Origin of the sequence: Sediminivirga luteola (genome assembly GCF_014639315.1) — a bacterium.
Taxonomy (GTDB): Bacteria; Actinomycetota; Actinomycetes; order Actinomycetales; family Brevibacteriaceae; genus Sediminivirga; species Sediminivirga luteola.
The window spans coordinates 137,436-158,856 of record NZ_BMFY01000005.1 but is presented as its reverse complement, the minus strand read 5'-3'; the positions used below and the strand labels follow the sequence as shown (position 1 = coordinate 158,856).

18 protein-coding genes are annotated in these 21,421 nt (G+C 71.0%); 4 read left to right on the top strand and 14 right to left on the bottom strand.

Annotated features, from left to right (window positions below; translation table 11 throughout):
- Positions 1-2 precede the first annotated feature (2 nt).
- The 5 genes from IEW13_RS07315 to IEW13_RS07295 form a co-directional block, all read right to left on the bottom strand.
- Positions 3-1,853, bottom strand: a complete 1,851-nt coding sequence (locus IEW13_RS07315; RefSeq protein ID WP_188550290.1) for an ABC-F family ATP-binding cassette domain-containing protein — start codon at positions 1,851-1,853, stop codon at positions 3-5.
- 537 nt (positions 1,854-2,390) lie between these two features.
- Positions 2,391-4,493, bottom strand: a complete 2,103-nt coding sequence (locus IEW13_RS07310; protein ID WP_188550289.1) for an HNH endonuclease signature motif containing protein — start codon at positions 4,491-4,493, stop codon at positions 2,391-2,393.
- Between the two features lie 933 nt (positions 4,494-5,426).
- The gene (locus tag IEW13_RS07305) at positions 5,427-5,798 is read right to left on the bottom strand and encodes an SdpI family protein (protein ID WP_188550288.1); all 372 of its coding nucleotides are present in this window, start codon (positions 5,796-5,798) and stop codon (positions 5,427-5,429) included.
- A gap of 86 nt (positions 5,799-5,884) precedes the next feature.
- Positions 5,885-6,418 carry an SRPBCC family protein gene (locus IEW13_RS07300; RefSeq protein WP_188550287.1) on the bottom strand — a complete coding sequence of 178 codons (534 nt, stop codon included), beginning with the start codon at positions 6,416-6,418 and terminating at the stop codon, positions 5,885-5,887.
- Between the two features lie 37 nt (positions 6,419-6,455).
- A complete protein-coding gene (locus tag IEW13_RS07295; RefSeq protein WP_229744987.1) occupies positions 6,456-7,400 on the bottom strand; it encodes a GNAT family protein in 945 nt (314 codons plus the stop codon).
- A gap of 252 nt (positions 7,401-7,652) precedes the next feature.
- On the opposite strand from IEW13_RS07295, the gene IEW13_RS07290 reads away from it, so the two are divergent.
- Together IEW13_RS07290 and IEW13_RS07285 are read left to right on the top strand one after the other, a co-directional pair.
- On the top strand, positions 7,653-8,519 hold the full coding sequence (locus IEW13_RS07290; RefSeq protein ID WP_188550286.1) for a purine-nucleoside phosphorylase: 867 nt from the start codon (positions 7,653-7,655) through the stop codon (positions 8,517-8,519).
- A 62-nt stretch (positions 8,520-8,581) separates the two neighbouring features.
- Positions 8,582-10,438: a phospho-sugar mutase gene (locus IEW13_RS07285; RefSeq protein ID WP_188550379.1), complete on the top strand. Its 1,857-nt coding sequence runs from the start codon at positions 8,582-8,584 to the stop codon at positions 10,436-10,438.
- Between the two features lie 177 nt (positions 10,439-10,615).
- Here the strand turns inward: IEW13_RS07285 and IEW13_RS07280 are convergent, their stop codons facing one another.
- Positions 10,616-11,119 (bottom strand): winged helix-turn-helix transcriptional regulator, encoded by a 504-nt coding sequence (locus tag IEW13_RS07280; protein ID WP_188550285.1) that lies wholly within the window; start codon positions 11,117-11,119, stop codon positions 10,616-10,618.
- A 107-nt stretch (positions 11,120-11,226) separates the two neighbouring features.
- Between IEW13_RS07280 and IEW13_RS07275 the strand changes: the two genes are divergently transcribed.
- Entirely contained in the window at positions 11,227-11,547 is a 321-nt protein-coding gene (locus IEW13_RS07275; RefSeq protein WP_188550284.1) for a hypothetical protein, read from the top strand.
- A gap of 13 nt (positions 11,548-11,560) precedes the next feature.
- Positions 11,561-12,124, top strand: coding sequence for a dihydrofolate reductase family protein (locus IEW13_RS07270; RefSeq protein WP_188550283.1), 564 nt, complete (start codon positions 11,561-11,563; stop codon positions 12,122-12,124).
- Between the two features lie 16 nt (positions 12,125-12,140).
- Here the strand turns inward: IEW13_RS07270 and IEW13_RS07265 are convergent, their stop codons facing one another.
- The 8 genes from IEW13_RS07265 to iolD form a co-directional block, all read right to left on the bottom strand.
- Complete coding sequence (locus IEW13_RS07265) at positions 12,141-13,121, bottom strand: sugar phosphate isomerase/epimerase family protein (RefSeq protein ID WP_188550282.1); 981 nt, start codon at positions 13,119-13,121, stop codon at positions 12,141-12,143.
- Positions 13,108-14,133, bottom strand: coding sequence for an inositol 2-dehydrogenase (gene iolG, locus IEW13_RS07260; protein ID WP_188550281.1), 1,026 nt, complete (start codon positions 14,131-14,133; stop codon positions 13,108-13,110). Before iolG ends, IEW13_RS07265 begins: the two co-directional genes overlap by 14 nt.
- The gene (locus tag IEW13_RS07255) at positions 14,130-15,209 is read right to left on the bottom strand and encodes a Gfo/Idh/MocA family protein (RefSeq protein WP_188550280.1); all 1,080 of its coding nucleotides are present in this window, start codon (positions 15,207-15,209) and stop codon (positions 14,130-14,132) included. Before IEW13_RS07255 ends, iolG begins: the two co-directional genes overlap by 4 nt.
- The gene (locus IEW13_RS07250) at positions 15,206-16,093 is read right to left on the bottom strand and encodes a sugar phosphate isomerase/epimerase family protein (protein ID WP_188550279.1); all 888 of its coding nucleotides are present in this window, start codon (positions 16,091-16,093) and stop codon (positions 15,206-15,208) included. Before IEW13_RS07250 ends, IEW13_RS07255 begins: the two co-directional genes overlap by 4 nt.
- 86 nt (positions 16,094-16,179) lie before the next feature.
- Entirely contained in the window at positions 16,180-17,154 is a 975-nt protein-coding gene (locus tag IEW13_RS07245; protein ID WP_188550278.1) for a hydroxyacid dehydrogenase, read from the bottom strand.
- On the bottom strand, positions 17,147-18,469 hold the full coding sequence (locus IEW13_RS07240; protein ID WP_268235179.1) for a Gfo/Idh/MocA family protein: 1,323 nt from the start codon (positions 18,467-18,469) through the stop codon (positions 17,147-17,149). Before IEW13_RS07240 ends, IEW13_RS07245 begins: the two co-directional genes overlap by 8 nt.
- A gap of 34 nt (positions 18,470-18,503) precedes the next feature.
- Complete coding sequence (locus IEW13_RS07235; protein ID WP_229744986.1) at positions 18,504-19,442, bottom strand: HpcH/HpaI aldolase family protein; 939 nt, start codon at positions 19,440-19,442, stop codon at positions 18,504-18,506.
- Positions 19,439-21,376 (bottom strand): 3D-(3,5/4)-trihydroxycyclohexane-1,2-dione acylhydrolase (decyclizing), encoded by a 1,938-nt coding sequence (gene iolD, locus IEW13_RS07230; protein ID WP_188550277.1) that lies wholly within the window; start codon positions 21,374-21,376, stop codon positions 19,439-19,441. Before iolD ends, IEW13_RS07235 begins: the two co-directional genes overlap by 4 nt.
- Between the last annotated feature and the right edge of the window lie 45 nt (positions 21,377-21,421).

Here is a 21,421-nt window from a genome sequence, read left to right as displayed (position 1 = left end):
GCTCAGCCGAGCCGCTCGGCGAGCTCCAGCCAGCGCTCTTCGAGCTTCTCCTGGTCGGCGCGGAGCTTCTCCTGGCGCGCGCCAAGCGCCGCGAGCCCTTCGAAGTCCGCGGGGTCGTGCGCCGCCATCTCTTCCTGCAGCGCGGCGACCTGCTGTTCCAGCCGCTCCATCTTCCGCTCGATCGCCGCGGCTTCCTTCCCCGCGGCCCGGTGCTCGGCGCTGCCCGGCTTCAGGCAGCCGCCACCGGTCCCGGAACCGGATGCGGCGTCGGATGCAGAACCGGAGCCGGGCGCTGCCGCGACGCTCTGCCCGCCGCCTCCGGCATCGGCGTCGCCGGGCCGTCCCGTCTCTGAGTCCGCGCGCAGCCGCAGGTACTCGTCGACACCGCCGGGAACGTGGCGCAGCCGGCCGTCCAGGATGGCGTACTGCTGATCGGTGACGCGTTCAAGCAGGTACCGGTCGTGAGAGACCACCAGCAGGGTGCCCGGCCAGGAGTCCAGCAGATCCTCCATCGCCGCGAGCATGTCCACGTCGAGGTCGTTGGTGGGCTCGTCGAGGATCATGACATTGGGTTCGCTCAGCAGCACCAGCAGCAGCTGGAGCCTGCGCCGCTGCCCGCCGGAGAGATCACCGACGCGGGCGGAAAGGTGCTCACGAGCGAAGCCCAGGCGCTCGAGCAGCTGCGCGGGCGTGAGTTCCTTGCCCTCCACCTCCACCAGCGTCTTCTGACGGGCCAGGACCTCGCGCACCCGGTCGTCCTCGATCTGGGCTAGCTGCGAGAACTGCTGGTCCAGAACCGCCAGGCGCACCGTCTTGCCGCGCTTGACCCGGCCGGCGCTCGGCTCCACCGTGCCGGCGACGAGACCCAGCAGGGTGGACTTGCCCGCGCCGTTCGCGCCCAGGATCCCGGTGCGCTCGCCCGGTCCGATCCGCCAGGTCACATCCTTCAGGATCTCGCGGTCGCCGAAGGCCACCGAGGCTTCCAGGACGTCGACCACGTCCTTGCCGAGACGCGCCGTGGCCATCCGGGTCAGCTCGATGGGGTTGCGCGGCGGCGGGACATCGCTGATCAGCTGGTTGGCCGCGTCGATGCGGAACTTGGGCTTCGAGGTGCGGGCCGGGGCTCCGCGGCGCAGCCAGGCGAGTTCCTTCTTCATCAGGTTCTGCCGTTTCGCCTCGGCGACGGCGGCCTGCCGGTCGCGTTCGACCCGCTGCAGGACGTAGGCGGCGTACCCGCCGTCGAAGGGCTCGACGATCCGGTCGTGCACCTCCCAGGTGGCGGTGCAGACCTCGTCCAGGAACCAGCGGTCGTGCGTGACGACCAGGAGCCCGCCGGCGTTCTTGGACCAGCGGCGCTTCAGGTGCTCCGCGAGCCAGGCGATGCCCTCCACGTCCAGGTGGTTGGTCGGCTCGTCGAGCGCGATCACGTCCCAGTCCCCCACGAGCAGCTTCGCCAGGGCGGTGCGGCGCCGCTGCCCGCCGCTCAGGGCGCCGATGCGCGCGTCCCAGGGGATGTCGGACACCAGGCCGCCGATGACGTCGCGGATCCGCGCGTCCGATGCCCACTCGTGCTCGGGGGCGTCGCCGACGATGCTGTACCCGACCGTGGCGTCCGGATCCAGCTCGTCGGATTGCCACAGCGCGCCCAGCCGGACATCGCCGCGCCGGGTGACCCGGCCGGCATCAGGTTCGATCCGGCCCGCTAGCATCGCCAGCAGACTGGATTTGCCGTCGCCATTGCGCCCGACGATGCCGATGCGGTCGCCCTCGTTCACGCCGACGGTGACGGAGTCGAACACCACGCGGGTGGGATATTCCAGGTGCAGGGCCTCAGCCCCGAGAAGATGTGCCATCACCGTCAAGGGTAGTCGGCGGGCCGCACGCCTGCGGCCGGCCACCTGCCTTGGCGGCCGTCACAGCACCAGGTCTAAGCGTTCGCCAGTGAGTAATCCAGTCTCATAATGGTTTCGGGTTGGGATCATGGCGTACAGCCGTCACTCAAGAAGTACAAGAACCCCTGACGGCGACGTTCAGCACAGTGCTCCCGCACCTGGATGAGCGCTCTACCCGGCTGGTGCCCAGCCGGCCAAGCCCGCACCCCGGGGGCCATGGGAACGACACTCTCAACCCCAACACACCCCACATATAAACTGACGAACCCCTTGAGGGTGGCGTGGTGCCGGATGCAGGGGCGCGAACGGGTGCCCTCTGTGTGGGATGCAGATGGGGCGGCGCCGGTGACGGGGCCACATGTTCTGCCTAGGAGTGGTGAGGGTGAGGCCAGGGGCGGACGCGGCGCTCTATGCAGATGCAGATGCGGGGGCGCTGGTGGCGGGGCGCATGTTCTGCGTAGGAGTGGTGAGGGCGAGGCCAGGGGTGGGTGCGGTGCTCTATGCGGGGGCGCTGGTGACGGTAGCGCTGCCCGGGACCGCGGCGGTGATGCACGCTACGGGGACAGGCGGGAGAACATCGAGGTCCCTTGGAGGAGGCGGCGGACCGTCTTCCCACGAGCCTTCGTCCCAGAAGTCTTCATCCAACGGCATACCGGGGAGCCCTGACGCCGGACCACGCGGCGGGAAGGCGTCCGGGAACTCACCCAGGACCTCCCCGGCCAGGCCCACCGGCAGTGAATCGATTCCGGTGTAGGTGCTGGGTGGCGTTTCGGCGATGGGACGGTGGTCCACCGGCTCGACCCGGACGACCCTGCCAGAGGGCAGCACCCACCCCCACCGGACGGGGTTGCTGGTGCTGTGACTGTCACTTCTGCCGTCGTCGCTGGTGCGGACCGGTTCGACGATCCCGAGGGTCTTCCATCGATGATGCCGTCGGCACAGACTCCACAAGTTCGAAGCACGGGTCGGCCCTGCCGGCCACGCAGTGCGGTGGTCGGTGTCGCAGTCAGCGGCCGGCACCCGGCACCCGGGCACACTGCAGGTGCCGTCCCGGAACCGGAGCGCAGCCTGGAGGACTCTGGGCGGGAACCTCCCGGCATAGGTGTGGGAGAGCACCTCGCCGCCACCGTCATCGCTGTCATCAATGAGGAGGCGGTGCCAGAACACCTGACCGCCAGCAGGACTGAGAGCGAGTTCCCGCACCTGGTCTGCCGGGAGCGTCCAGGACCCGTCTGGTGCGGTACCGGGCGCCTGTGCTTTCCCGGCCAGGGTGCCGATGGGGATGGTGATGCCGATATCGACTCGGACGTCCCGCAGGGCTTCGAGTCCCGCTCCGGGCTCGTACGCCACTCCGGGGCCCTCACCGGTGTGGGTGGCCGGGGCGTCGTCGTCTTCGTGACCGGCGGTGCGGGGGCGGGTGTCCGGGGCATCACCGACACTGTGGCTGCCGCCATTGTGGCTGTCGGTGCTGGAGCTGAGGTCCGTAGCATCGCCAGTCCCGCAGCTGCCGACACTGTGACTGCCCGTGCCGGAGCCGGTACTGAGGCTGCCGGTGCTGAGGCTGGTGCTGTCGTTGGTGCCGCTGGCAGTGGCGCTGCCGACACTGTGGCTGCCGGTGCGGCTGCCGTGACCGGTGCTACCGGGGCCTGACTGGGCACGGAAGCCGGTGCTCCCACCACCGGCATCGACACCGCCGGCATCGACACCGCCGGTATCGACGGTGGTGGTGGCGTCCAGGGCGCGGGGCAGCTTTCCCCCGGTCAGGACATCAGCGAGGACATCGGCGCGGGCCTGCTCCAACGTGACACGCGGGAGGGCGGGACGAGGCGTTGTGCCATCGTTCCCGGCCGCGCCGCCGTTGTTGTTCCCGGTCGTGTCGTCGTTCCCGGCCGCACTGTTGTTCCGGGCCGTGCTGTCGCGATTGTGCAGGTCACCTGCCTGTTGACCGTGGCGACACTGTTGCAGGAGTTTCTTTCCTGCCCGGGTTAGCGCCTGATCGATCGCGACCGCGTGCATCGTGGGCAGCACGGCCCACAACTCGCTGACCCCGTCATCGCGGTGGTCGATGCATACCCGCCGGCCCTGCAGCGCCTCAGCGGTGCGGTGGGCCTGTGCGTCCGGTTCCCAGGAAGCGATCCGGCGCTTGATCCAGGCTCGTAGCTGCGCCACGGTCCGGCCTGCAGCGTACGTGGCCGCCTGCGCATCAAGCTTATGCAGGGACTCGGCCCGGGTGAGAGCGTTGGCGGCTTCGGCGAGAACATGGACCCGTGCGGCGTCGATGGCGCCGGTCTGGAAGGCCTGCCAGGAGGCTGGTAGCGCTTCACGGACACGGGCTGCCCGGGCCAGCCGGAGAGACGCCTGGCCCTCGCTGAGACCCAGCGCCTGGCCGATCTCATAGATCGCGGCACCGCGTGCAGCTTGAACCTGCTGTACAGAACCGGAGTGTCCTGCCCCGGCGGCGCGGGCGGCGCTGGCGGCATGTGCGTCGCCGGCGGCCTGGAGGCGGTTGAGGTGACGGTCGTGATCGGCGTAGTCGGCCTCAGCCTGGGCGGCCACCCGATCGAGGTAGTCCAGCGCACCGGTGAGGATCTGCGCTTCCATCCGAGCCGACGCCCGCTGAAGACGGGCAAGCGTATCCAACGCATCACCACCGGTGGTGCTGCGGGACGGACTTCGGTTCCCGCGGGCATCACCGCAGGTCGGACGGTGCTCTCCGCCGGGGCCGCCGTCGGGCCATGCATCGCCACCCGTGCTGGCACCGGCGCCGGCTGCAGGTACCGCACGAAGCTCTTCGTGCCGGTAGCGATGCGGGGTGTTCGTCATGGTCTCACTGTATGACCCGGCACGGACACTCCCGCGTGCACGTCTCTTCGCTCTTGGGCGTGCGTTCTGTGTGGGATGGTGACAGGCCGCGCTGGTGGTTCTGCGTGGCTCTGGCCCGCGTGTGGGTCCCGTGACTCCCAGGTGCGCGTCCAGTCGGTCTTGCGTGCATGTCCGGTATGGCGTGGTGGCAGGCCGCGCTTGTACCTGTCGGGATCAAAATTCCCGACTAGGACATGCAGCAACTTTTAGGTCAGTGGGGCACTGACCCGCCATAAGTGGCACCCGGATTGGGACTATGTTCTCAACCCCGACACACCCCCCTATAAACTCACGACCCCTTACTGGCCCCGGATCGGATCGGCTCGGGATCAACACGATAGATGTCACCTCGCCTCATCGCCGGCCTCAACACCGTCGCCGGTGGTCTGATCCCAGCGCCGTCACCGGAGCCCTTCCATTCCAGATAGGCCGCACGGTACTGCTCAGCCAGCTCGGCCTCATGGAGCGCGCGGACGGCACGGGACACCGCCGCCGACCGTGATTCCAGATTGTGTGTGCGTCGATAACGCTCAAGGAACTCCGCGTCAGTGTCAGGCAGGCTCGCCGTCACCCTCATGCACACGAACTTACGCCCACTCATACTCAGGCGCGAAGACCTCACCAGCCTGACACGTCCTCCTCCACGGGAGCAGGCGGGGCCCGCCGAAGACCTCAGGAATCGCTCCCGCTGCCTGCGGTACGGGCGGCTGCGGTGCCCACCGCGGCACCGTAAAGGACGAGCCCGATCATCCCCAGGCAGCCCAGCAGTGCCGCGCCGGCGAAGATCGGCAGGGGCACCGGAAGGACCGCCGGCACGCCGCCGAGCACCGCGCACCAGCCTGCCCAACGCGTGGAAGGCCGGGCTCTCCGGTGGGCCGCCAGCCACGCTTCATCGCTCGCCAGCGTCGCGGCCGTCCGGATACCCGCCAGCTGATTGCGACGCAGCCTGCCGTTCGCGGCGGCTTCTGCGATCCAAAGAAGCAGCACGCCGGAACCCATCATCGAGCAGGCCAGCAGCGCGCGGGCGATCAGTTCCTCGGGCATGCCGTCATGGTACCCAGCCGGTGTTCTCCGCCGTCGTCATGTCCTGGCTCTGCCCGGTACGACGTCCATCACCGGGTACGGGGTGCTCACTTTCGGGCGAGCAGACGGCGCAGGAACCGCACCCACAGGGAACGCCGATGCGGCACGGCGGGTCCGGCGCCGAAACCGCGTTCGACCTTGTCGAAGGACTCTTCTATCAGTGCATCGTGCAGTGGCCGGAACACCAGCGGCCAGCTCAGTCGCGCAGTGCCGCTCAGCGACATGGCGATCTCATGGCGCAGGATGCACGCGTTCTCCGGGCGGGGCGCCGCTTCCGCCGCCTCCGGTTCTGCGCCGGAGGCTGCCGGCACCGCATCGACGCGGAACTCGTGATGGCCGTGGAACCCGCCCGGGCGCTGGAACCGGAAGCGCACTCGCCTGCCGGATACGCGCTCCACGACGGCGTACCGCACCGGACCGTGACCACCCTCGGCTCCGGGACGCAGCCCGCCGGGGAACCGCATCGGCGGCCAGTGCTCCCACGCCCAGAGGCAGTCGTTCTGCGTGGCAAGGGTGTCCAGTACCCCGCCGACCGCCGCAGCGGAGGCAGCGATGCGACGTTCATGCACATTGAGGACCATGGCCGCTCCTCCTCGTGACGGTGACTCTCCTGCGCCCTCAGTCGCCCAGGGTCAGCAGCGTGGTGAGCACCTGCGCCCGTCCGTTGTCGATCAGGCGGTCCGCGAGCGCGTCCAGCAGCTCCATCTGCGGTTTGACCTCGACGACCACCGGACGTTCGGCGGCCAGGACTCCCAGCATCAGCTCCAGGTCCTCGGCCGTGCCGGTGTCCGCGGTGCCGATGGTCAGCTCGGTGCCGTCGTCGCCTGCTTCCTCCGGCTGGGGTACAGGCGCCGCACCTTCCCCGGCGGGCGCTTCCTGTGGTCTGGCATAGGACACGGCGAAGGCCTGCACCGCGCCATCGCGCAGCACCAGGGCGGCACCGTGGGCGCCGGCCTGCTCGCTCAGGAACCTGCGGTGCACCTCCCCGACGCTGAGTTCCACGGCCGGATCGATTCGGGCGTAGACCCGCTGGTACCACGGCCCGTAGGCGAGTGTCAGCTGCGCCGAGCCCGCCGTCGTCACCTTCAGCTCAGCACCGTCCGGCCGGCCTTCCAGGGCAGGGGACGGAAGGGCCCCGGCGTCGATGCGCACCATCCGGGTGCGGTGCAGCTCACTGAACCCGTGCTCGCGCGCGAACGCCTCGCCGGCGGAGCCGGGCGTCACGACGCACCGCAGCCCGAGACCCTCCAGGCGGGTGCCGGCCAGCTCGGCCCGCACCGCCTCCAGGAGCCTGCCGCCCAGCCCCGAGCGCGCCTCGGCAGCGGCGACGTCCACATGCACCCAGGCCCGCTGCGGATGCAGCAGCGACTCGGAGACGCCGGCCGCGCCCACCAGGACGTCATCGGCCACCTCCGCGACGACGGCGCGGGAAAGCGGACGCTCGGCAGGCGGGCGCAGCAGACCGCGGCCGGCGTGAACGGCCGAGTCCCGCGGGTCGCTCAGGAGTTCGTTCAGGCGCAGGTCGTCGCCCTCGGCGAAGGGCCGGATACGGGGTGTGCTCACTCCTCTACGGTATCGCCTCCCGTGTGCTGCTCTCGCCGCACCCCGCACGGTCACAGGGCTGTGGGATCGCGCCGAACGGTTCGCGTGAAAATGCGGTAGCGGTCTGCCCTCCCGGCCCGGCGAACGCGATCATGCCGGGTCCAGCCGCTCTCCAGCACAGCCATGCCGGGTCCAGCCGCTCTCCAGCACAGCGGAGCGCCCGTCCTCCCGCGCGGCTTTGGGCCGGCAGGCTCCTTGGGTAATGTCCGGTTCATGACGACGCACACGTTCCCCGACCCCGAACGCACCGCAGCCGAAGCCGCCGCGGTCATCCGGGAGGCCACCGGCATCGACGCCCACCGCTTCGCCCTCGTCCTGGGGTCCGGCTGGGGTCAGGCCGCGGAACTCCTGGGCCCCGTGAACGCCGAACTGCCCGCCACCGAGGTCCCTGGTTTCCAGCCCTCCGGCGTGCCCGGCCACAAGGGCACCGTCAAGAGCATCCGGATCGAGGGCACCGACGATCATGCGCTCGTGATCGGCGCACGCACGCACTATTACGAGGGCCGGGGCGTGCGGGCGGTGGCACACGGGGTGCGCACCGCAGCGGCCGCCGGGGCAAGCATCGCCGTGCTGACCAATGGCTGCGGGGGCCTGCGGCGCGAGTGGCGGCCCGGGACGCCCGTGCTGATCTCCGACCACATCAACCTCACCGCGGACTCCCCGCTGGAGGGCCCCACCTTCGTCGATCTGACGGATCTCTATTCGTCCCGCCTGCGCACCCTGGCCCGTGCCGTGGACCCGTCCCTGGACGAGGGCGTGTACGTCCAGTTCCGCGGCCCGCACTACGAGACCCCGGCGGAGGTCCGGATGGCCGGCGTCCTCGGCGGGGACCTCGTCGGCATGTCCACCGCGCTGGAGGCCATCGCCGCCCGGCACGCGGGCCTGGAGGTGCTGGGCATCTCGCTCGTGACGAACCTCGCCGCGGGCGTCTCGGACGAGCCGCTCTCACATGAGGAAGTCATTGAGGCCGGACGCGCCGCCGGCCCCCGGATCTCCACCCTGCTGGCGGATGTCGTCCGGCGTATCGCGGCTCAAGGCCCGGCACAGCCGGAACCGCAGACGCCCGGGGGCGAGCAGTGAGCGGCATCGGCGGCCCGGACGTGCCGAAGAGCCCGCCACCCCACGACCCTGTGCCCACCTCGATGGCGGGAGCCTACGAGGCCACCGGTGAGGAGTTCGACGGGGATGTGGTGCGCGCGTGGATCGCCGATGACCCGGACCCGGCCACCGCCGCGGAACTGGCCGTGCTGCTCCAGGACGCGGAGGGCGCTCAGGACGCCGATGAGGAATCCTGGGCGGCGGCCCGCGCGGAACTGGGCGACCGGTTCCGCGGGCTGCTGCAGTTCGGCACCGCCGGGCTGCGCGGAGAGCTGGCCGGAGGGCCGCACCGGATGAACCGCGCCGTCGTGATCCGCGCCGCCGCGGGCCTGAGCGCCTTCCTGGCCGAGCGCCTTGCCGGCCGGAACGGGGACTCGCGGCCGTTCCGCGTCGTGATCGGCTGCGATGCCCGTCACGGTTCGGCCGCCTTCGCCCGGGACACCGCGGAGGTGGTGACAGCCGCCGGCGGAGAGGCGCTGCTGCTCCCGGCCGCCAAGCCGACTCCCCTGCTGGCGTTCGCCGTCCGGCATCTGGACGCCGATGCCGGGGTCATGGTGACCGCCTCGCACAACCCGCCCCGGGACAACGGCTACAAGGTCTACCTCGGTGGCCGCGTCGTCACCGGACCCGGCCAGGGCGCCCAGATCGTGACTCCGGCCGACCGGGAGATCGCCGAGCGGATCGAAGCGGTGCCCTCCGTGCGGGCGGTGCCCCGCCTGGCCGAGGGCATCACGCTGCTGGACGATGGCGTCGAGGACGCGTATCTGGCCCGCCTGGCGGCGCTGGTGCCGCGGGAGGACGCCCACCGGAACCTCACGATCGTGCACACCGCCTTGCACGGCGTCGGCTGGGGCGTCGCCGAGCGGGCCTTGCGTGCCGCCGGGTTCGAGGACCTGCACCCCGTGGAAGCGCAGCGGGAACCGGACCCGGACTTCCCGACCGTGGCTTTCCCCAATCCGGAGGAGCCCGGCGCGCTGGACCTGGCGCTGGCGCGCGCGGCGGAGACCGGCGCGGATCTGGTGCTGGCCAACGATCCCGACGCCGACCGGCTCTCCGTGGCGGTCCCGTCCCCAGACGGCTGGCGGCAGCTCAGCGGCGATGAGGTGGGGCTGCTGCTGGGCGCCGAGGCCATCGACCGCCTGATCCGGCCTTCCAGAGACCAGGGCGGCCAGGCCGACGATGAACGCGCGCCGATGCTGGCCGCCTCGCTGGTGTCCTCGCGCGCGCTGGGAGCCATGGCGGAAGCTCGCGGCGTCGGCTACGCCACGACGCTGACCGGTTTCAAGTGGATCTCCCGCACACCGGGCCTCGTATTCGGGTACGAGGAGGCGCTGGGCTACTGCAGCGACCCGGAGGCCGTACGCGACAAGGACGGGATCTCCGCCGCCCTGCTCTTCGCCCACCTGGCCGCGAGCTTGAAGGCTTCGGGCCGCTCGGTTCAGGATCGCCTGGACGACCTGGCACTGCGCTACGGCGTGTACCTGACGGCTCCGTTGTCGTTCCGGGTCGCCGATGTCCAGCTGATCGCCGATGCCATGGCCCGCCTCCGCGCCGAACCGCCAGAGAGCCTGGGCGGCGCCGCTGTGGCGCGGGTGGTGGATCTGGCCGAGGGCAGCGGCGAGGGGGGATCCCTTCCGCCAACCGACGGGCTGGTCCTGGAGACCGGAACCGGGGACCGCGTCGTCGTCCGCCCCTCCGGCACAGAGCCGAAGCTGAAGTGCTACCTCGAAGCGGTGGAGCCGCCGCTGGCACCGGCACGTGAGAGCGGATCGGAAGCGTCCCCGTCAACGGGCGAGAAGACGGGAACCTTCCGGGAAGAGCTGGCTGCCGCCCGCGAACGCGCCCGGGCCCGGCTGAACGCCATGGCCGCGGATCTGCGGGAGATCCTGGCACTGGCATAAGGCACCTCGCGAGGGGCTGTCGTGAGGCGCCGAGCTCGTGGTGCGCCCGGTCCGTTGCGCGCCGAGAGTGCCTTGTTTTCAGCCCGGCGGCGCGCTCCGGCGGCGCACCCCGGAACATCACATCGCTTCGGCCCGGCGCCTCGCTTTCAACCCGGAGCACCGCTTCAGCACGGTCGCTCAGCTGGAGCGGCCGGCGGCCACCGCTTCCTGGTAAGCCTTCTCCAGCTTCTCGAACACCGATTCCGCTGAGGCGCGCGGCTCCGCTCCCAGGTGCATGACCCGCAGTTCGTCCATGAAGTCGGCCCACAGCTCTGGCCCGCCCTCGTCGAGAATCCTGGCGCGAATGCTGAGTTCGGGGCTGGCGGGGAGGAACTTCCGTCCCCAGGCGCCCAGCTGCACCAGCACCGGCACCAGCTGGATGGACTGCTCGGTCAGGCTGTAGAGCTGGCGCTGCTTGTGCGCCGGGTCTGATTGCTTGGTCACCAGGCCGTGAGCGGTGAGCCGCTTGAGCCGGTCGCTGAGGATGTTGGAGGCGATGCCCTCCTCGGATTCGTTCAGCAGCTGCCGGTAGTGCCTGCGGTCGCCGAACATGATGTCGCGGATCACGATCAGTGACCAGCTGTCCCCCAGCACCTCCAGCGAGAGGTTGATGGGGCATCCTGAGCGGTGCTCGGACTCCATGCAGAACTCCTGACTCTTCCGAAACTGCTTGCATTCTACATCCGGTTATGGTGCGATGGTCTCACCGGTTGCAGAGTGCAAGCGGAGAGAATTCAGAGGAGAACGTCATGGCAACGCCGACGCATGCCCTTGTCCACCGCTACGCTCCTGGCACCGGTCCACAGGAGGGCACCGCTGAACTGGACGCGGAGATGAAAATCTGGGCTCAGATTGACTCCGACCTGCGCTCATCCGGGCAATTGGTGGAGGCTTGGGCGCTGAACTCGGCCACTGCCGCCCTGGGCACCGCCGCCGACGACGCCGGCTCACAGGTGGTCTTCGCCGTGCATGCCATTGCGGTGGAGTCGGACGCGGCCGCCCAGCAGATCGCAGCCGGAATGCCGCACCTTGGCTACGGCTCCACGACCGTCCACCCGCTGATGAGATGAGCCCGGCCATCTCATGACGACCTTCCTTTATTCGGTCTCCGCTTCGGCCGACGGTTATATCTCCGGGCCCGGCGGAGACATGTCCTGGCTGACGCAGTTCCTCGGCGATGTCCCTGATCCGGGCCCGATTCTCGACCGGATCATCCCGCGCATCACGGCGATCCTCTGCGGCCGCACGACCTTCGACGGAGACGATCCCCATGCCGGGGACCCGGAGAAGGAGGGCGCCTTCGAAGGCCAGTGGGAGGGCCCGCAGGTGCTGCTCACCCATCGCCCCATCGAGTCCCCGCCGGCGAATCTGCTCGTCCGCCATACATTGCACGAGGCGGTGGAGACCGCACGGGCCGTGGCCGGGACCGAGGGGCTGGTGAACATCCTCGGCGCTGGTGTCGCCCGTCAGTGCTTAGAAGCCGGCGTGGTCGATGAGGTCGTCATCTCCACGCTGCCGGCCTTGCTGGGCGGCGGAACGCCTGTGCTCAGCGGCGCCGCCCGCCCCTACGGCCTGGAGGTCCTGGACGAGACGCCCTCGGGTCCGCGCGGCGCGCACATCCACCACTACCGCGTCCTGCGGAGGTAGCAGGACGGGTGCGAGTTCAGGCGGGCGGGAAGCTCGCCAAAGCGGTGTCCCTGGCCTTCTTCAGTCCCTCATCCAGCGGGCGGGCACGGTGCTCCGCGGAGAGGATCTCCACGCCCCAGGGTCCTTCGAAACCCAGTCCGCGCATGACGCCGATGAAACCCGCGACGTCCTGCGCGCCCTCCCCGCAGTAACGCCGCCGGTGCCGTGTGTCGTCGAACAGATTCCCCACCGGCGCAGCGTCGGCGTCGCACAGCTCCACGGCGGTGATTTCCCCTGGCCGCAGCGCACCGGCCAGCTCGTCCAGGGACGTTCCGGCCCGGAACACGTGCCAGAAGTCCACCGCCAGCCCCAGGTTGTCCCGGCTCACCGCACGCACGAATTCCGCGCCGGCCGGAATCGAGGGGATCCGCGCGAACGGCAACGGTTCCAGCGCCAGACGCACGCCACGTACCGCCGCACGGTCCGCCAGCTCACGCATCGGCGCCACGAGCCCGTCCCAGTCCGATGCCGTCCTGTCCTGGGCACCCTCCCCCGAGCTGCTGGCGGCCAGTCCGGCGCCGCGAGGACCCTGGTTTCCGAGCGCGGGGCCGCGAGGCGGTCCGACCTTCACGAAGGCGGCGTCCAACGCCACCGCGGCATCCAGCAGCGCCGTCGTGGCGTCCGCGTCGGCACCACCGGAAAGGTTCCAGTCCTCGATCAGTTCCACCTCCCGATGCCACAGGCCCAGATCCTCCATCGCCGCGGCCAGCTCGGCCAGCGACATCCCGTCGCGCTCAGTCGGGCCGGCGCCACCGGCCCGTCCCGCGTACCCCGCCAGCTCGGCGCACCCCGCCAGATCGGCCAGGACGAAACCCGCTCCCGCGTATCCCGCCGTGGCAACCGCCTCGATCCGCTCCCGGAGGGAGAACGGACTGCACTGATCACCTTCCCCGGGGACGGCCGCACCGGCCGAGGTCCAGCAGGTCGCCACCAGAGCGGCCGGCTCAGAGGTCGACATCGACCGTCCGGCCGGTCCGGGCGGACTCCTCCGCGGCGAGCGCCAGGACGAGCGCGGCCCGGCCGTCCTCGAATCCGGGGCTGCGTGACTCCTCGCCGCGCACCAGCCGGATGAACTCGGCCAGCTCCAGCAGGTACGCCTCGGCATACCGTTCGAAGATGAAGTTCTGGTACGGCCGCCGGCTCTCCACCGCCGCCGCCGTGTGCAGGCGGACGGTCGTGTCCCCGACATTGGGCACCTCGATCAGACCCTCCGAGCCGAACACTTCCAGCCGCTGGTCGTAGCCGTAGGCGCTGTGCCTGGAGTTGGTGATGGTGATAAACTCGCCGCCGCGGCCTCGCATGATGACCGCGACCGAATCCCAGTCGCCGATCCCGGCGATCTCCTCGCTGAACACGTTCCCGCCACTGGCCTGGACGGAGACGATGTCGGGGACGAAGAACCGCGCCGTGTCGAAGTCGTGGATGGTCATGTCCCGGAAGATCCCACCGCTGGAGCGCAGGTACTCCGCCGGGGCCGGAGCGGGGTCCCGGCTGGTGATCTGCAGATGCTCCAGCCTGCCGATCTCCCCGGCGGCGACTCTGCCGCGCGCCTCGGCGAAGTGCGGGTCGAACCGCCGGTTGAAGCCCAGCGCGACCGGCACGGGCGCTTCTGCTGCCCGCTCACGCAGGGCGTCGACGCGGGACAGATCCAGGTCGATGGGTTTCTCGCACAGCACCGGCTTCCCGGCTTCGAGCGCGGCGGCGAGCAGATCGACGTGGGTGGCGGTGGGCGAGGCCACGATCACGGCGTCCACCCGCTCGTCGGCGAATACCTCCGCGGCGTCCGCGCTGACCCGGGCGCCCTCGTGCGCCGCCGCCACTTTGCGGGCGCCGTCGACCAAGGGATCGCAGACGTGGGTCAGCACGGCGTCCGGCAGCCGGGCGATGCTGCCGGCATGAACCTGCCCGATGCGCCCGGTGCCGATCAGCCCGAAACGGACCGGGGCGCCCGGCTGGTCCGGGGCGCTCACCGCGCGCCTCCGATCTCGTGGATCCGCACCGGGGCACCCCGCCGCACGGATTCCTCCGCCGCGACGGCGATCCGCATCGCCGTCAGCCCGTCGGCAGGCGGCGTGAGACTGACGTCCTCACCCCGGATCACCCGGAGGAAGTGGGCGATCTCCCGGCGGAAGGCAGGTTCGAACCGGTTGACGAACTCGTCGTAGGTCTCCTCCGGTGCAGGCCCGCCCGGTTCGGTGGAGACCACCGGGGTCCGCGCGTCCAGGCCTGCGGAGAACGCCGCCTTGGAGCCGTACACCTCGGTGCGGACATCATGACCGGAGGCGATGTTCCGGCCCGCGCTGACGATGGCCTGCGCTCCGGAGGCGAAGGTGAGGATGGCGCTGGCGGTGTCGACGTCGCCGTGCTCCGCGTATGCGGGCTCGTCCACCACGGCGCCGGTGGCGTAGACGCTCACCACCTCTTCGTCCAGCAGCCAGGGCAGCGCGTCGAAGTCGTGGATGACCATATCGCGCCAGATGCCGCCCGATCCGGGCATGTAGTCCGTGGTGATGTGGTAGTGATCGTGGCTGAGTGCGTGCACCAGCCGCACCGTCCCGGCGTCCCCGGCCTGTATGCGGCGCCTGAGTTCCTGGTAACCGGCATCGTAGCGACGGTGGAACGCCACCATGACGGGAGTCCGCGGCTCGGCGAACTCGGCCGCGAGCGCTTCGAACTCCTCCAGTTCCAGGGCGATGGGCTTCTCCACGAGCGCTGGCACGCCGGCTGCGGCGGCCTGGCGCATGAGCTGCGGATGGCTCGCCGTCGACGAGGCGATCACCAGCCCGTCCAGGCCCTCCAGCCATGTCCCGTCCGTGAGCCGGGTGCTCAACGGCGCCGCGGCTCCCTCTGGCGCGAGGTCACCGCGCAGGACCGCCGGGGCGCCGGGCGCCAGGGCCTTCTCCAGCTCTGCCCTGGCGGCGTCCACGCGAACTGCGCTCCGGCCGATCAGCACCACCTCGTCCACGCCCTCGGTCTGGGCGAGGTTGCGGGCGTGCATGACGCCGATGCGGCCCAGCCCGATCACGCCGATGCGCAGGCCGCTCATGCCTGCTCCTCCAGGACGCTCTTCAGGTAGTCGAGGCTGGCGCGGGCGTCGCCGATGGGCCCGGTCCCGGTGGCGGGCTCGGCCTGCACGACGTTGTCCTGCTCCAGGACGTACCAGCCGTCGAAACCTGCCTCGGCGAGGCTGAGGACGATCGCGCGGATGTCGATGTCGCCCTGTCCCAGGGGCCGGTAGAGCCCGTCGACGACGGCGTCGTAGTAGGTCTTCTCCCCCGCCTGCACCTGGCGCGCGGCGGCGAGGCTGACGTCTTTCAGATGGGCGTGGGAGACCCTGCCGGCGTGCTGCCGGGCGAAGGCGACCGGATCGATGCCGCCGATGAGCATGTGCCCGGTGTCGAAGCAGATCGCCACGTCGGTGCTGGCCAGTACCCGGTCCAGGTCGTCCTGGGTTTCCACCATGGTGCCGGCGTGCGGGTGCAGTGCCACGGCGATCCCGGCGGCCGAGGCGGCTTCCTGGATGCGGCGGATATTGCCGAACAGCGTCGCCCAGCCGGCTTCGTCCAGCTGGGGCCGGGCGGCGTCATAGCCGTCGACCCCGGTGGCCGCGGCCAGCACGAGGGTTCCGGCGCCGGCGGCGATGAACCCCTTCAGCTCGGCCTCGATCACCGGCAGCGGGTCCTGCGCGCGGTCGTGGAGGACGACGGGAACGAATCCGCCGACGGCACGCATGCCGTACTTCTCCAGCAGCGCGGCCTTGGCCTCGGGCTCGGCGGGCAGGAAGCCCTCCGGGCCGAACTCCGTCGCCGCGAAGCCGAGTTCCTGCATCTCCTGCAGCACCCGTGCCGGCGCCATCTGGTGGCCCCAGCCCGGGACCTCGCAGACGCCCCAGGAGATGGGGGCCGCCGCGATCCTCGCCTGTGTGCTCATATCCTCGTACTCCTTGCTCTAGAGGGCGATCTTTTCCGGCGCCAGGACTGTGACAGCCGGCTGTCTGGTCAGGAAGGGTCCGGCGCTTAGACCGGGCGGGGCGGGTGATCCGGGGCGGACGAGGATGCTGGCGTGACCACGGCGGCCGGGGTGCCGCCGTCCAGGACCGCGCGGACGGCGCGGGCCGCGTCGACGAAGGTGGCGTGGGCGGCGCGGCGGCTCAGGCCCATCACATGCGGGGTCAGGACGACCCGCGGGTGTTGGTGGAGCGGATGCGGGGCCGGGGGTTCGGGATCGAAGGCGTCCAGTCCCGCACCGGCCAGCCGGCCGGATTCCAGCGCGGCCAGGACCGCGTCCTCGTCGAGCAGTCCGCCCCGGCTGACGTTGACCAGCACCGCGCCGGGGCGCATCAGCTCCAGTGCCGCGGCGTCGATCAGGTGCCGGGTGGCCGGCAGCAGCGGCACGTGCAGGGTCACGACGTCGGCACCGCGCAGCAGCTCCTCCAGGGTGCCGGCCCGGATCCCGCCGGGCACCTCCGCTGCGGGGTCGTAGGCGCGCACCCGCATGCCGAAGGCATCGGCGAGGTGGTGCACGCGGCGTCCGATCCGGCCGTAGCCGATGATGCCCAGCGTGGCGTCCTCCAGGTCCCCCACCGGGATGGCGGCACGCTCGTCCCAGCCGCCGTCCCGGATGAGCGCGGTGAGGGGACCGAGCTGTTTGACCAGGTGGAGCATATGGGCGAAAGCGCCTTCGGCGACGGCGTTGGTATTGGAACCGGGTGTGATCGCCACGGGAATCCCGCGGCGGGCCGCGGCCTCGACGTCCACCCGCTCGTACCCGACTCCGGTGCGGGCCAGCACCCGCAGCCGGGGCATCGCGGCCAGCTCGGTCTCCCCGACCGTCACGGAAGCGCGGACGATGGCGCCCTCGGCGGCGGCCAGCTCCTCCGGCCCGGGCTCGGGGACGAATACCACGTCGCCGAGCACGGGTTCGACTGCTGACGGCGGGACCGGGCCGAGCCCGACGACGAGTCGCTCCGGGCCGCCGGCCCGCTCAGGCATCGGCGGTTCCTCCCGCTTCACGCGCGGGGCCGGCGCCGTGGTCCGCGGCACCGCCTGCGCCGGCGTCCGAGGCGTCGTCATGCCGTTCCGTCGTCTCTGCGGCGCCTCCGGCGTCGCGCCGGGCCGCGGTGGTGCCCTCGACCGGCGCCACCTCCTCCCATGTGCCGGAGGCCGCGGAGGTCTCGGCTGCGGAGACCACGCGGTTCGCGGCGAGCGCATCGCGGATATCGGCGTGAGCGCTGTTTTCCCCGAGGTAGGCCTGCAGGAACTTCCTGGCTTCGATGACCTTGAGGTCGTCGTAGCCCATGCTGGTGCCGGCGCCGGGCTGGAACCGGCCGAAGTCGCCGAAATCCGGACCGGCCATGATCCGGGTGTAGCCGACGTGCGGCCCGGAGCGGCCGAGCGCCAGCTGCAGCTCGTTCATCCGCTCGAAGTCCCACAGCAGGGAGCCCTCGGTGCCGTAGACCTCCAGGCTGTACTGGGCGCGCGGGCCGACCGAGACGCGGGAGGCTTCCAGCGTGCCGACGGCGCCCGCGGCATCTCCGCCGAAGGCCACCAGCAGCGCCGCGTAGTCCTCGTTCTCCACCGGCAGCATCTCCCCGTCCTCGACCACCGCGAAGTGCGTGCCCTGACCCATCGGCAGCTTGGGTCGTTCGGTGTAGACGGTGGAGGTCACGGCGCTGACCCTGGCGACCGGGCCGACCACGTAGTGCGCCAGATCCGCCAGGTGACCCATCAGGTCGCCGAGCACGCCGGAGCCGGCGAGGTCCCGGATGAACCGCCAGGACAGAGCGCCCTTCGGCTCGGAGGAGTAGTCGGCGAAGAAGGCGCCGCGGATATTGGTGATGCGGCCCAGCTTGCCCCCGGCCACGAGGCTGCGGGCGTATTCGATGGCCGGGGCGTTCCGGTAGTTGAAGCCAACCGCGGAGATGACGCCGGCGGCAGCGGCGGCAGCGGCGATCTCCTGGGTCTCCTGTGCCGAGCGTCCGGCAGGCTTCTCGATCCAGAAGGCCTTGCCGGCTTGCGCCGCGGCTTTGCCGATCTCAGCGTGCAGGAAGTTCGGCGCGCAGATGGAGACGACGTCCACCTCGGGATTGGCCAGCACCTCCCGGTAATCGGTGGTGCCGGAGGCGTAGCCGAGCACGTCCCGGGCGTAGTCGATGCGGTCCTCGGCGGTGTCGGCCGCCTGGACCAGCCGTGGCCGGATGCCCAGCTCGGGGTACACGATGGGCAGGTTCGTGTAGGCGCGGCTGTGCAGCTTGCCCATCCAGCCGACGCTGATGAGTCCGACGCCGATGCTGCGTGCAGTGGTCACTGTGCTCCTCGTGAGGGGGGTCGTATACGGCTGGTCAGGATTGCGGCCGGGCGGCCGGGTCCGTGCTGTGCGTCGTGTTCGCCGCAGAGCCTCGCTCGGGAAGCGCCTCGGCGGGGTTGTCCGCCAGAGCCGCCATGGCGCCGGACACCGCTGAGGCGAGCAGGGTGGAGTCAGATCCGACCGCGAGGAAGCGGAAGCCCTGGTGCTTGCGGTCCACGGCGGCCTGCGCGGTGGGGCTGAGGATGCCGGCCGCCTTGCCGTGGCGCTCCGCCGCGGCGAGAACGCGCTCCACGGCGCCCGTGAAGGCCGGGGCGCCGAAGTCCAGCGGCACGCCGAGCGCGTAGCTGAGGTCGAGCGGCCCGATGAACAGGACGTCGGCGCCGTCGAGCGCGGCGATCTCCTCGATCTGCTCCAGCGCGCCGCGGGTCTCGATCTGCACGATCCCGGCTGCCTCGGTGTTCGCGGTGCCGAGGGCGGCCAGGTCCTGTCCCCAGCGGACCGCGCGGTTATAGGTCGCCACGCCACGGTCGCCGTCCGGCGGGTAGCGCAGGTGGCGCAGCAGGCCGCGGACCTCATCGGCGCTCTCGATGCGGGGCAGCATGACCCCGGCGGCGCCCGCGTCGAGGACGCGGCCGATGCGCACCCGGTCCGGGCGCTCGACCCGGACCAGGACGGCGGTGTCGTAGGCGCCGGCGGCCGCGACCGCGGGGCCCACCTGTTCTTCTCCTCCGCCGCCGTGTTCCAGGTCCACCAGGACCCAGCCGGCGCCGGAGGCGGCCATGACCTCGACGGCCATCGGCGAGGCGAGCCCGGCGAAGCAGCCCGCGACGGCTTCACCGGCCAGCAGCCGGCGGCGCAGGCGGCCCCGATCGAGTGGCCCGGCAGGAATCACGGGAGAGGACCCGCCGGGAGATGACACGGCACGAGCGGCTGTGCCGTCCGCGCGGGAACCGGTCCCGGAACCGGCGCTCATCCGTGCCACCGCTGGGCTTTGAGGCCGTCCTCGTACTCGGCGCGCAGGGGTGCCACCCAGTCCTGCTCGGCGACCTCGGCGGGCGCAACGTCCCAGAAGACGCCTGCGCCGGGGAGATCGGCGTGCGGGATGGTGGGCACGACGATCACGACGGGTCCGCGATGGTCGCGGGTCTCGCGGAGGGCGGCGCGGACTTCCTCGGCGCTGCCGGCGCGTCGGGCCAGGGCTCCCAGGCCGGCGCCGATGGCGGTCAGGTCCACCTGGAGGTAGTCCCCGTCGAGCCGGGCGCCCTCGCCGTCCTTGCCCCGGTACCGGAAGTCGTTGCCGAACTGCTCGCCGTACTTGAGCATCTGCAGGCGGCGGATCACCTGATAGCCGCGGTTCTCCGAGACGATGTAGGTGATCGGCATGCCCTCCTGGGCGGCGGTGAGGATCTCGGTCGGGTTCAGCAGGTAGGTGCCGTCGCCGATGAACACGCTCACCCGGTGGGCCGGGTCGGGATCGGCCAGGCGGACGCCGATGCCGGCGGGGATCTCGTAGCCCATGCAGGAGAAGCCGAACTCCAGGTGGCAGTGGCGCCCGGCGGTGGCGTCCCAGACCTTGAGCAGATCGCCGGGAGGGCCGCCGGCCGCGGCGATGACGGTGTCGCCTTCCTGCGCGTGTTCCTGCAGCAGCCCGATCAGCTGGCCCTGGGTGAGCACGGCGTCGGTCTCCGGGATGTCCAGTGCGGCGTGCTCCGGAGCGGCCGGGTCGAAGGGCGTGTCCGGATCGAGGGCACGCGCGCGTTCGGGTTCCCATTCGGCTTTGCGGGCGGCGATCTCCTCGGCCCAGCCGGCCGCGACCCGGTGCCCGCCGACGGCCACGGCGAGCGCGTCCAGCCCGAGCCTGGCATCGGCGAGTACGGCGGTGGCGCCCTGTTTGAGGGCGTCGAGTTCGGTGATGTTGATGGAGGCGAAGCGGACGTCCGGGTCCTGGAACATCGTCTGGGAGCCGGTGGCGAAGTCGGTCAGCCGGGTGCCGATGCTCAGGATGAGGTCGGCCCGGGCCACGAGCCGGTTGGTGGCGGGGTTTCCCTCCAGGCCGATGCCGCCCAGGAACCAGTCGGCGCCTCGCTGCACGGCGCCCTTGCCGCCGAAGGTCTCGGCCACGGGGATGCCCGTCGCCTCGGCGAATGCCTCCAGAGCGGGTCCGGCCTCGGAGTAGTGCACGCCGCCGCCGGCGATGATGAGGGGTCGCTCGGCCTGGCGGATCAGCGCGGCCACGGCCTCGATGTCTTCCGTATCGGGGAGCGTGCGGCGGATCTTCCAGTCGCGGGGGCGGAAGAACTCCGCGGGGTAATCGTAGGCGTGGGACTGGATGTCCTGCGGCAGGGAGAGCACGACGGCGCCGGTCTCGGCCGGATTGGCCAGCACGCGGAAGGCCTGGGGCAGAGCGGTGAGGATCTGCTCCGGACGGGTGATGCGGTCGAAGAACCGGGAGACCGGCCGGAAGGCGTCGTTGACGGACAGGCCAGGGTCGCTGGGGTCTTCCAGCTGCTGCAGGACGGGTCCCTGGCGCCGGGTGGCGTAGGTGTCGCCGGGAAGCAGGAGGAGCGGGAGCCGGTTGACCGTGGCCAGGGCAGCGGCGGTGACGAGGTTCATGGCGCCGGGGCCGATGGAGGCGGTGACCGCGAGGGTCTGCCGGCGACGAGATGCCTTGGCCAGCGCCGAACCGGCGTGGCCGAGCGCCTGTTCGTTGCGGCCCTGGACGAACGGGATCTGGTCGGAGTACTGGGCCAGGGCCTGGCTGAATCCGGCGACGTTTCCGTGGCCGAAGATGCCGGCGGCGGCCGGGACGAACCGCTGCCGGTGCCCGTCGGCCACCGAGTGCTGGGCAGCGATGAACTTCACGATGGCCTGGGCGACAGTGAGCCGCACAGTGGTGTTCTCGGTCATGTGTCTTCTTCCTTCCGACGTCGCTGTCGGTGGTGTGCGGCAAGG